This window comes from Peribacillus sp. NPDC096622 (assembly GCF_044762665.1).
In the GTDB taxonomy this organism is placed as follows: domain Bacteria; phylum Bacillota; class Bacilli; order Bacillales; family DSM-1321; genus Peribacillus; species Peribacillus frigoritolerans_B.
In genome coordinates this window covers 69,797-81,328 of sequence record NZ_JBIWES010000016.1, presented here as the reverse complement: position 1 = coordinate 81,328, position 11,532 = coordinate 69,797, and the positions used below count along the sequence as shown (strand labels likewise).

8 protein-coding genes and 2 pseudogenes are annotated in these 11,532 nt (G+C 33.2%); 1 reads left to right on the top strand and 9 read right to left on the bottom strand.

Going from position 1 to position 11,532, the window contains the following annotated elements:
- Positions 1-581 precede the first annotated feature (581 nt).
- From ACIQYG_RS22120 to ACIQYG_RS22110, 3 genes and pseudogenes are all read right to left on the bottom strand, one after another.
- Positions 582-2,270, bottom strand: a complete 1,689-nt coding sequence (locus ACIQYG_RS22120) for a DNA/RNA non-specific endonuclease (protein ID WP_402842550.1) — start codon at positions 2,268-2,270, stop codon at positions 582-584.
- A gap of 240 nt (positions 2,271-2,510) precedes the next feature.
- Positions 2,511-3,026: pseudogene (locus ACIQYG_RS22115) on the bottom strand (M12 family metallopeptidase); the annotation flags it as partial.
- Positions 3,027-3,765: 739 nt separating this feature from the next.
- Positions 3,766-3,918, bottom strand: a pseudogene (locus ACIQYG_RS22110) (amine oxidase); the annotation flags it as partial.
- Between ACIQYG_RS22110 and ACIQYG_RS22105 the strand changes: the two are divergent.
- Positions 3,908-4,132, top strand: a complete 225-nt coding sequence (locus ACIQYG_RS22105; protein WP_402842547.1) for a hypothetical protein — start codon at positions 3,908-3,910, stop codon at positions 4,130-4,132. The pseudogene ACIQYG_RS22110 and the gene ACIQYG_RS22105 overlap by 11 nt on opposite strands.
- Before the next feature lie 187 nt (positions 4,133-4,319).
- Here ACIQYG_RS22105 and ACIQYG_RS22100 read toward each other — a convergent pair whose 3' ends face one another.
- From ACIQYG_RS22100 to ACIQYG_RS22075, 6 genes are read right to left on the bottom strand one after another with little or no spacing between them, the layout of a single operon-like run.
- On the bottom strand, positions 4,320-5,564 hold the full coding sequence (locus tag ACIQYG_RS22100; RefSeq protein ID WP_402842545.1) for an MFS transporter: 1,245 nt from the start codon (positions 5,562-5,564) through the stop codon (positions 4,320-4,322).
- Positions 5,561-6,340, bottom strand: coding sequence for a JmjC domain-containing protein (locus ACIQYG_RS22095; RefSeq protein WP_402842542.1), 780 nt, complete (start codon positions 6,338-6,340; stop codon positions 5,561-5,563). Before ACIQYG_RS22095 ends, ACIQYG_RS22100 begins: the two co-directional genes overlap by 4 nt.
- Positions 6,333-7,568, bottom strand: coding sequence for a JmjC domain-containing protein (locus tag ACIQYG_RS22090; RefSeq protein WP_402842539.1), 1,236 nt, complete (start codon positions 7,566-7,568; stop codon positions 6,333-6,335). Before ACIQYG_RS22090 ends, ACIQYG_RS22095 begins: the two co-directional genes overlap by 8 nt.
- 5 nt (positions 7,569-7,573) lie before the next feature.
- Positions 7,574-8,758 (bottom strand): hypothetical protein, encoded by a 1,185-nt coding sequence (locus tag ACIQYG_RS22085; RefSeq protein WP_402842536.1) that lies wholly within the window; start codon positions 8,756-8,758, stop codon positions 7,574-7,576.
- Positions 8,759-8,789: 31 nt separating this feature from the next.
- A complete protein-coding gene (locus ACIQYG_RS22080; RefSeq protein ID WP_402842533.1) occupies positions 8,790-10,043 on the bottom strand; it encodes an arginase family protein in 1,254 nt (417 codons plus the stop codon).
- Positions 10,030-11,265: a hypothetical protein gene (locus tag ACIQYG_RS22075; protein WP_402842531.1), complete on the bottom strand. Its 1,236-nt coding sequence runs from the start codon at positions 11,263-11,265 to the stop codon at positions 10,030-10,032. The genes ACIQYG_RS22080 and ACIQYG_RS22075 overlap by 14 nt, the downstream gene beginning before the upstream one ends.
- Positions 11,266-11,532: the final 267 nt, after the last annotated feature.

Sequence of the window (11,532 nt, the reverse complement as noted above, 5' to 3'; positions counted from 1 at the left end):
CTTTTTTATAAAAGAATAATCCAATTAAATAGTATAAGGGCATGTTTTGATTAATCTTTTTTCAAAACATGCTCTTTCTATTTATTCATTTATCATGATTTCTTGTATTAATTTGATCAAACTTCGCTTCAAAGCTACACCTGTTTTTTTTGTCGCTATGGACGATTCTAAGCGAATTATCTATTGTTTGGTCTATAGTTGTTTATTCGTTACGAATTTCAGATCCTTCCTAGGTGAAATAGGGTTTTCCAGTGAATCTATATACTGTAAAGAGCGTTTATTATAAATCCTTTACCCGATATATTACATTAAAACCCTTATTTATGAAAAAGGATAAATAAAAAAGCTGAAAACCCTTGATACTCATAGGTTTACAGCTTTTTCTGTAATGTAAAATAATAACATTGTGTTGCATTACACGGTTGTGGCTTTGAAATAAAGATGCGATGTTTATAAAAAAGAAGCAATGCTTTACCCAATAAAAGAATTCTAAGTGGGTTTTAATCCAACTTTAATTCAAAACTAATATAGGAGCATGTTTTGACTAAACTTTATTTCGTTTGGTTATTATCTTCTTTATTTTAAAACTTTATATTTTCATACGTTTCAATAATATGACCATTTGTAGATTCTAAGCGATCAAGTGGATCGTGATCTCGCACCTCACCAAAATCAAGACCTGTTAAGTTTTCAATTTTCGAAACGGGTACTTGATATGTTTTATATTCGCTAAAAGCAAATTCCAAATTATCAATTAGATTTTTCTGGGATTGTAAATAAGCTGTAGTAGATAAGTTACCATCTTGCTTGACCATTACAACTACTTTCCAAAACTCTGCCGGTATCTGTACTCCTCGATAAAAAATATCATCACTTCGGAATACTGGTCCTGTAAACACTGTTACTTTTAGATTAAAATCATCAGTGTTCTTTAAGATATGGTCCTCTAGACCCAACCATATTTCTTGATTTAATTTTTTGTGTTGTGGAGAAGCGTTTGTGAAATAGAAAGTATCTTTGTTTGCTTCATCTGCAGAATTTCCCCATATAGGATCTCTTCTACGAACAAGATGTCCTCTATCAAGGTCATTATCTTTATATAGTTCGTCACCACACTGATATTTTTTATCAATACGAGGATCAAAGTTCCAGCTGTTTTCACGGCCCACATTTTTCAAGTTATCTCCATCGATATTAACTACAGTATAGTAGGCTAAACGACGTTTTTTACTCATCACAATCGAAAAATGTGTATAGTTTAATATTTTTTCACCATTTACTTGGAGTACGATATCATCTTCAAGATCCAATCGGAATTTAGGATGAAGAATTTCGTAGTTATTTCCCAAAAATTTTGAATCATAACCCTTAGAAGCATTATGCCATTCTTGGATGAACTTCTTCTCGCTCTCTAAGCTTTGTGAAATATTATCAATTAACATCTTTTGATCATCACTTAAGTTTTGATACTGATTCATAATAAACTGTAGGATACTACTGATTCGAATTCCTTCATTAGCTATAAAATGATCCCTGTTGTTTGAATCAGGAACAGCTGCATGATGAAGAGCTACAACTATCCATTGGTCATTAAATACGGGAGAACCTGATGTACCCGGTTTAGTGTCTGTTTCATAATGAAAATAGTCATCAAATATATCCAGTACTTTATTTTCTCTAAGAACGATTGATTTAGGTGCTCCATCTGGATGTTGAATAATTGATACATGTTCACCTTTTAAAATTTTACCTTTTTGAGGTAATAGAGGTAGAAAACCAAAATCACTCGAATGAGTTCCATTTGCAGATATCTCTTCAATTGCGACCAGTGAAAAATCAAGGGTTTGATCTGTAATAAATAAACGTTTGGGATTTAAACGAAAATTCTTGATTTCACGTTCTGTATTATTTAAATCGAGTTCATAATTAAATTGGACTAAACTGAACAATGCCATATCTTCATTTTCTAAAACATGATTATTTGTCAATAATAATGTTGGAGAGACTAAAAAGCCTGTACCATACCCAAGAACACTTCCTATTCTATCTCTCACTTCAATTCTGCAAACAGGTTTTGCAGCTTTCAGTCCTCTTTCAAGAAAAGAAACAGGAAATAAATCACTTTCTCCAAAAAGTCCTTCTAACGCTAGACCGTCACGGGGACTAATTATCGATGTTCGAAAAGCTACCCTCTCTGGCTTACTTATTTCAAAAGGATTTTTAGTTTGTAACTCATTAGCTGTATGTTCTCGTTCACTGGAACGTTCCATATAGCGCTCTAATGCCCGACGATTTTGAAGTTTTTCGAGATTTTCATTAAACTTCGGTTTTTCAGCAAATGAAATATTTGTATTCTCAGTTTGACTTAAAGGAATTTTTACAGTAACAGATTCTGGATTAGGTGGATAAAACCTTCTAATAAACTGTTTGTCTAATTCTGATAATTGCCTGTTCCATCCTACTTCATAATCGCCAATGGTATGTTTATTAGGAATAGGGTAATGCATAATTGAATCCTTATCATATCTTGAGTAATTCAAAAGTGTACGATCAAATTTATTAAATAAATTATCATCGACATCTTTTTTTGTCCAACAAGGATCTTCATTAGGATCTACGCACTTCATGTAGTCACGATACACAGCTTCTTTGTCCCAAGGAATACCGCCGTCTGGGTGCATATGTTCATGATGAAGTCCTAAAGCATGACCAAATTCGTGAATTACAGTTCTAGAATATTCTTCGTCTGATGTATCTATAGTAAACCAGCCAAAATTCATTGTTGGTAAATGTTGAGCGACTAAGAGACAATCAGTTCCTACATTTGACCAGGCTCTACCTTTTTGTTTAAAGGTTATTCGGATTTCAGTTTCTCCACTCTCAACAAATTTAAATTTCAAATTAGCGTAATTTGTCCACTCCATAGCATATTCTTTCACCTTTTCTTGAATCTCTGGGACTCCATCCAAAAACTTAATTCGAAGAGTTCTGCCTGGTCTCCAAAATTTTAAACGTTCACCCACCATTTCGGGACTTAAAGACCCATGATTGGAAAAATTGGTGCCACTTACAGCATAATAAGGGTTGTTAGCAGGATTTTCTTCTATCGATTTAATCGCTGCGCTTTCTTTCATTTCATCAGGTAAAGTTTTATCAATACATATCCTAAGTATTTCAGACATAACCTAGATTTCCACCTCTCTAATTGGCTTACTTTAAATAGTTTGTAAAATAAAGGTCTGTTTTACTCATGGAATTAAATTGGATTCTTTTAGATGTATTCGAACAGTTTTTATAACCCTTTTATATGGTATTGTTAGAGTTCTAATCAAACTTTTTCAAAATGGATTCTTTTTGTTTGTTGCAAAATACACGTTCAATAAATATTTTTAATCCAACTTTATTTCAAAGCAACAACTGTCTTATTGGGGTAGCGTCACGGCAGGACCCCCTTATTACAATATTCTCGCTCTTAACGCGATCGGCACCGCATTATTAGGGTTCCAATAGTTCGCCCAGAAGGAAGTAGGAGGATATTAATTCTGCACTAAACAGCTACTTTAGTATAGTTACAGCAAATCCCCCGATGATTCCCCAGGTTGTAAAATAGATGATTTTCGTTCCCTTAACCCTTTCCTAAAACTAATTTCCTTTTCGCAAACCCATTTACGTTAAAGGGAATTAGCTTAAAGTAAGGAAAAGAGCTATTTTGCTACCAAAAAATGTCTTAACGTGGGTTTTACGTCAAAATGTTGGTTCTACCCCTACGAGATACCAATTTCTCGTTGGGTCTTGTTTAATAAAATCGAGAATTGGCTGTGTAGCTAATTTCGACAGCTCCTCTGCGCTTTTACCTCTTTCATTTGGGGCAACGGGAAAGTTTAAAATACCAGGAGAACGTTCAAAAATGTTAAGCCGAAAACGGCAACAACATATGGATCATCAATACAAGAATTTTACGGAATCTATCAAAAAGCAGGAGGAACAAAGGTTAATTGCTCAACAGGAAGCTCAAAAGAATCAACAAGAAGCCGTAGCCACTTCACACAAAAAAAGGATTTTTTGCACGATTATTTTCATCATAATAAAAAAACGGTCCTTTAGGGCCGTTTTACTGTTCATACCAGCTTAGAAATTCCGAAACAAATCGAGCCAAGTACAGCCTTTACCATTTCTTGTTCCCTATTCAGTTGTTCTGCCTTTTTCTTTTCCTCTTGTACATCGTTAGCTTTGTACAAGAGGAAAGGGTAAGAATAAATTAACCATAATGATATTATTGGTAATGCAAACCGAACATGAAAAGGGATTTAATGATGAGATTATGAAGTTGATTCATTTACTTTACTATTCTCATTAAATTGGATTTTCCGACCATCCCCGAAATAGATTACCCATACATTAGATATTAATACTAATGTGGCAATCGTAATTAGTGTTGAATTGAGACCAATCTTGGCTGACAAAGGACCAGCTATTACAAATCCAACAGGCATAAATATAAACGATACAAATGAATCTAAAGAACCGATTCTAGAGATTAGATGCTCTGGTACATGCTGTTGAACGATTGTGTCCCAAAATACTGCCCCTAGAATTATACTAGCACTTGCCAACATAAATACAATCATAATAATCCATGTCGACAAAGGACCTATTAATACGAGAAGTTCTAAAATTATAAAGATCGCCATTAAAACAAAACTAAATTTCAAAGGGTGTTTAGGCTTTAAATTATGAGAAATAATTCCTCCTAACAGACCTCCAATTGAACCTGCTGTCAAGATTAGTCCCCATTCTTTTGGACCTCTTAAACTTTCACTTAGAGCTAATGGACCTAACACATTAATTGCTGCGACAGCAAAGTTGAAAATGGAAAAAGAAATCAATGTAGTCCAGATCCATGAATGATTTTTTGCCACTTTGACTCCTTCTTTTAAATCCTGCCAGTATGGAGTTTGCTGAGATTGCTTACTTTTAAATTTTGGAGTAACGAATAGAACGAGAAAAAAACTCACAAAAAATGTTATAGCATCAATAATGAATATAGTACTAAAGCCTAAAAAGATAACTAATAAACCAGCCAAGGCTGGACCTGCAATATCAAAAATACTACTAGTGATACTTAAAAGTGAATTAGCTTTTTGTAACTGATGCTTCTCAATAATTTCTGGGAGAAAACCACTCGAAGCTGGTGCATGAAAAGCGCTTATTGCCCCATAAAATAAAGCTGAAATAGCTAAGTGCCATATTTCAATTAAGTTAGTAAAAAAAGCTAAGGAAATTATTAGATGATTGAAACCTTGAAATAAATCAGCAATAATTATTATATGTTTTCTTGAAAGGCGATCGGCCCACACTCCCCCAAACATGACAAATACAACACGAGATATCCATAAAGCTCCTAAAACTATACCAAGGCTAGTAGCGCTACCGGTAACTTCCAATACAGCAAAGGTAATGGTAACGGGAATGAGGCTATTTCCTAAGGAGGATATTAACTGGGATACCCAATATAAAAAAAAATTTTTGTCTTTCATTAATAAATTCGATTTTAATAAATTCATTTAAAAACCCCTTGATTAATTTCACTTATAAAAATTGTTTCTAACTTTTCAATCACTTTTATCCAATCAAATTTATTACGACCCTTCAAGTAGTGTTTCACATATCGATAATTACTTTCATTAATAAAATTTCCGGTTAAGGATATAGTCGGGTCTGTATTTACAACTTCATGTGCCCAACCACTGGGTGTGTAAATTATATCACCAGGGTGTTGGACGGCTTCGATTATATACCGATCTTTACTAAATTGACTACTAAAACTCTTATCGAGTATATTCTGTTTAATGGACTCAGAGGGAGATAGAAATCTCCACCTTTTAGTTCCACTAAAAAGGATGTTCCATGCACTGCTCATCATTACATCGATATGTAATGCCGTTGAAGATTCTCTTGGTCCTAAGAATAACCATAGCCAATTAGGCTTTATATCATTAGGCAATTTTTCCAACCAACAATAAAATAAACCCGGAAGATCAATATTTTTTAACACTGCTGTTAATATATCTTCATTATGCCAGTTAGCTGCGTACCAGGGATTTTTATCAGTGGTTTCATTCATGTAGGAAAGGTACTCTAAAAAGTTAAACTTACGTGTTTCATTGCTACATCTTTTACTCGTCATAATGGAAGATGTCCCTACATTAGATACCAATCTCTCTTCCAATAGAAGATTTAATCGTTGCTCTTCAGAAAAAAAGTTTCGAATAATAAATGGTTTTTGTAACACTTCCCATTCTAAATGCAGATTATTTTCTAATTCTAAAACATCACCCATAGGTTTTCACCTTCTTAAAATTACAGGTAAATGCTTCTATACATTTGTGTTTGTATAATAAGAGTAGAATCTCGTGAGTAATCTTTTCGTCTTTCAAGATGTTATTGATGTCTTTAAATGAGAATTTCGGTTCACTATTAATAAATTTTATGGCCTGTTCTATGAATTCATTTTCTTTAAGTCTAACTTTTCGCCCTCTAAGATAAAGAACTAAATCTCCATCTAACTTCCGACTTGCAATAACAGAGTGATCTTTTAACTTAAAGCAAGAGGTCTTTAAACTTACATTATTATCTACGTTATTGAACATAGGGGAACCGATAAATCCCCCATTACTTTTAAGCTTATATTGTTGATCTATTATACCTTGATATATTGCTTCACCTAATTCATTAATATTTAGCTGAAAATAATCTTCAACAATTTGATTGAATTGTTCTTTTTTCGAGCTTTTTTCTGACCATGATACTAAATTTTCAATATTGACATTGCTGTTCCTACTTAGGTTTGTGATTCCTGTACGAATCATTGAAGGTGCATCACCTGGAAATAGCGCTGTCCCTAGAGTAATGGAAAAATCTCTTGTGTATAGTAGATGATATACGTGTTTAGGTATAAAAATCATATCACCTGGTTCAAGGACCACATGAACAGCCCCTTTTTTCCATGTATTAGATTTTTTCAAAATGTCAGTTCTACCTACTATACTCTCATCTGGACATTCCTCCCAATACCAAATATCTTTTTTCTCGGGACCGCAATGAATTAAAAAGATGGGTTCATTATCTGGATGGATACCAAATGGTGTGTAGCCATAATTTCCAAATATCGCATAAGTATCTGCTCCAATTTTTAATTCAACATTTTGGCCTAAGTTACCTATAACTTCTGATGCGATTATGTTATAAACCATTTCACTATAATCAGTGATACGATCAAATAATACACAAAAGTTATCTCCTTCCAGCCATTCAGAAAACCATTCCACTAAGCTATCATAATTCTTCACATCAAAGTCATGAATTTTGTTTTTATACCATGGCTTTACAGAATCATTTACATTTATGTTCATATTAGGATATTCATTATTTTTTTGAAATTCACAGATAAGGTCAGTATATAATTGGTTCCAGTTTATATCCTTGCTTATAAAGGACTTCCAAAGTATTGGTTTAGTGAAGTTTTCTGTCTCTTCTACTAATGAACACTTAATATTAAGTTTTCTCAACTCGTTCACCCCTTTATCATGAGTCCCTTATACTGAATAATGCAACTAATTAAATATTCAGCAACTTCTGGAGAGATAATGTTTCTCAAATCATCAATTAAATTCATATAAGTGACTTCATTGTAACTATTTATGGCCTCAATGCACTCCGTAATACCTGTAACATTTTTAATTCGTAACAGTCTTCCTCTAACAAAAATAGCAATTCTCTCACTCTCGACTAAATATAATATTGGAAAACATTCAGGTTTTACTAAACTTTTATCTTGATACTCTTCTTTTTTTATTTTGTTAATGTTTGGTTTGTGTATGAAGTATCCATTGCTTTTTAACAGCAAGTGATAGTAGTAGGACCCTAGCTTTAAACCATTGTCTAAATCCTCTTTATGTGAGTTAGTTATTTGATCAATTTGTTTATGAATACTCTCTTTTAGATGCTTTTCTGCCACAAAATATTCGTCGTTATCCCCATTTAGTTTTGTTAACATGTTTATCCCCTCACTACCGATTGTCCCAGCACTCGAAGGATACATTATAAACCCCAGGAAAGCAGAATACCCCACATTTTCAAACACATGGAAGTCCCCTTTTGGAATGAACAAGCAGTCTCCAGGCTTCATCACAAAGTGATCAGCATATTCAATAAGATTCTCCAAGTCGAAACGCCTATCGTTACTTCCAGTTAGTTTTAAATAATCTGTATTCTTCCAAATCCACACGTGTTTTTCATCGGGCCCAAGGTGGAATATCAAGGAATGGTCAGGATCTTCATGAATCCCAAATGGAGTATAGCCAGCGTTAGCAACGAAAGCATATGCATCAATTCCAGCCAACGGTACACCTATATTATCTACAATTGGTCTAACCACTTCAGTTGTTAGTTGTGTATGGAGAGTATCATTCCATTTAGTAACTCCATTAAAGGTTAGACAATACTCTTTAAAACCAATTGTTTCTTGAATCCAATTATCCATATCCGCATCTGAATTATACGTTGTATTTCTAATCTTTTCTAATAGGTCATATCGTTGTCCGTTATCTACAAATACTCTTAAAATAGCTTTCTCATCCTGATCTTTGATGTTGCTAAGAGCCTTTTTAAATTGATTCGCTATATCATCAATCTCTATCAACATATTAGAAATTAGTGCATAATCTTTTAAGTTGTTTGTAGCTTTTAATAATTTCAATATCCAATCTTCCACGAATGCCGGAGATTTTTTATTCGTTAATAGCACATTCTTCACCTCTGTTTGTAATTTTTCTCTTCTGATTTAAGGCAATCAGTGTAGCCAATTTAGCTGCCGATAAAGCAGCCAAGTTGAATTTTTTTTCTCCAGCACAAACTTCCACAAAATCTGCTCCAATTACATTAAAATGTTGAGATAAATAAGTAATTAGAGTGAATACTTGATGAAAGTTCAATCCACCTATAACAGGCCAAGCTACTTCAGGTGCATAAACTGGATCTAAGACATCTATATCAAAGGAAATATAGATTGGGTCGTTTTTGTCCAGTGTAGAAAAAATACTAGTCACATCTTCTAAAGAATGAATTTCATGTGCAGTATGTATATGACAGCTATCTTCCTGTACTTGTAAAGAGTTACTTTTCGTTTCAAATTCTCTTATACCAACTTGATATAATTTGTGGAATTTCTTATTTTTCATTATTTCACTAAAAACATTGCCGATTGTGAGTCCGTCTTTATTCTTATATCGACCTTCATAACGGTCGGTATGAGCATCAAAATGGATAATGGTTATACTATCATGATATTCCATGAGACTTGAAACAATGGAATAGGTAATAGTATGATCTCCTCCTAATGCAATAGGCTTCAATCCATGTTCTACTATTTTATTTACTGTAAAATTGATTTTCTGATTAACGTCATACATTGTCTCCATCCGAGCATCATAACAAATATCGCCTAAATCAAAAGGTAAGACATCTTTTCTTTTGTAAAATTGATTTCTATTAGTATCGTAGATATATTCTTCATCAGGTATATCTGCGTCACTTCCACTTGGAAGATCAAATATCTTTATATTTGATCTTATTTGGGACGTTCCACTTATTGGGCTTAGTATACCCTTATGTTCAAAGGAAACTGGCACTCCTATAAAACAACATTGTCCCTCAAAATTCATATCTTGCTTCAAGCTTGAGAGTGCTAACTTTTTTCCAATAATATTTTCAGGTTGTTTTAATAGTCCATATTCATATAATTTTGAATTTTCTATGGGTATTAGGATATTTTCGTCATGTAAGAAGTTAAAAATTTCGTTGCTTATCCCATAATCTATTAGCTGATTTAACTCTATAGGCTTTGCTATTAAATCAAGTACTTTATTGAAAGGATGGCTAAATCTAATCTTCTTTTTTTCATATGGTAGTATAATAGTCAGATGAGTATCATCTTGATCAGTTTTAATACTTGGGTTTATAATATATTTCTTATTGCAGTTCAAATGTACTCACCTCGATCACTTCACACTTATATAATCTTTCAATTAAGTAATATAAGGTACTCTCACTTAAACGATCACCAAACAATCGTATAAGTGTGTTCGTTTCAACTTCTTTTCCCAAATTGATTGTTCTAATTAACTCTAAGACAGTCTCGTTTTTTGAGATACTTATCATGTTACCTCTAGCAAAAAGGTGGATCTTTTCTGATTTTTCAAGAACAATAAGTTTAAAAGGATTGACTAATGAAAATGAACTGTTCTTCCATTTGTTAATATTGATAAACTCCAAACTTCCTTGCGTGGTTGGTACTTTAAATCCTAGATTACTCCTTATCCGAAAAATATATTCTATAACTTTTTCTTCCACTTCATTATTTAACTTACTAAGTTTAGAATAAGGAATGACTCCATCTTCACTATTGGCTTCTTCGTTAATAATGCACTTTAACAAGGAAGCTACGTCGATTGGAGTATTTTCATTATAAGAAAGCGAACTTTCCTTTAAAGAACGTTTTATAATAGTATCCTCATCATATTTAATTAAAGCTAAGGCTAATGACACACTAAAATCGGTATTTTCACCGATATGAAAATATTTACTTGCAGGTAGAAAAAACCAATGATTTGGATTGATTTGATAGTGTTTAGCGTATTCTAAGACATGTCCACCGGGGTTGTGGAGTGGTAATAACGACCCCCTAACTTTACGATAAATGTCTGGCTCCCAAAGATGCATATATCTTTTGTTCGGTCCTAGGTTTAAATGCAAAGCATCTGATATTTCATCGATGTGCACTCCAAACGGTGTATAAGTGGTATTACCAATAAAGTAGGTTACTTCAAGATGAAGTAATCGCTCGTCAATAATTCCTTTTGAATCTTGAAATAACTCGCCGCACCATTTTACAATAGGGTCGTACCATTTCTCTACCCTATTGAGAATAATTAAATAGTCTTGGTTATCAAAAGTATCTTTACCCCACTGTTCTAAATCTGAAAAAGAGTTGGGAACGCTTTTAAGTACTTGTTCCTCTAAGTCTTCTCGAGCTTCACCGTTAACGTATATTCGCAAACTATTCTTATATGAGGGATCTTTACCTACTAAATGTGATAATGATAATAAAGTCTTAATAGGTGCTTCATAAACGTATGATAAGTCTGTATTTGAATTCGTTTTAATAAATGGTTTTAAAAACCCATTAGTATAATTTTTACAATTCATATTAATATCTCCTTCATTTGATTTAAACGAAAGATCGATGGCCACAGTTTTTTCGATCAGTTATTACCTTTAAACTTCAAAAATTTCTTGTAATTAACAATTAGTGCCCTACGTGGTTTACTGGTCGAGCCATAAGCTCCTCATCGCGTAACTCAGACACTCTAATGTCTAGGTCTTCTAAAGAGATTATGTTCTCATTTTTTCTAACTTCAATATTTTTCATCTCTGCCATTTTAATATCCTCCTCCCGGTTTAGTGTCACATTTG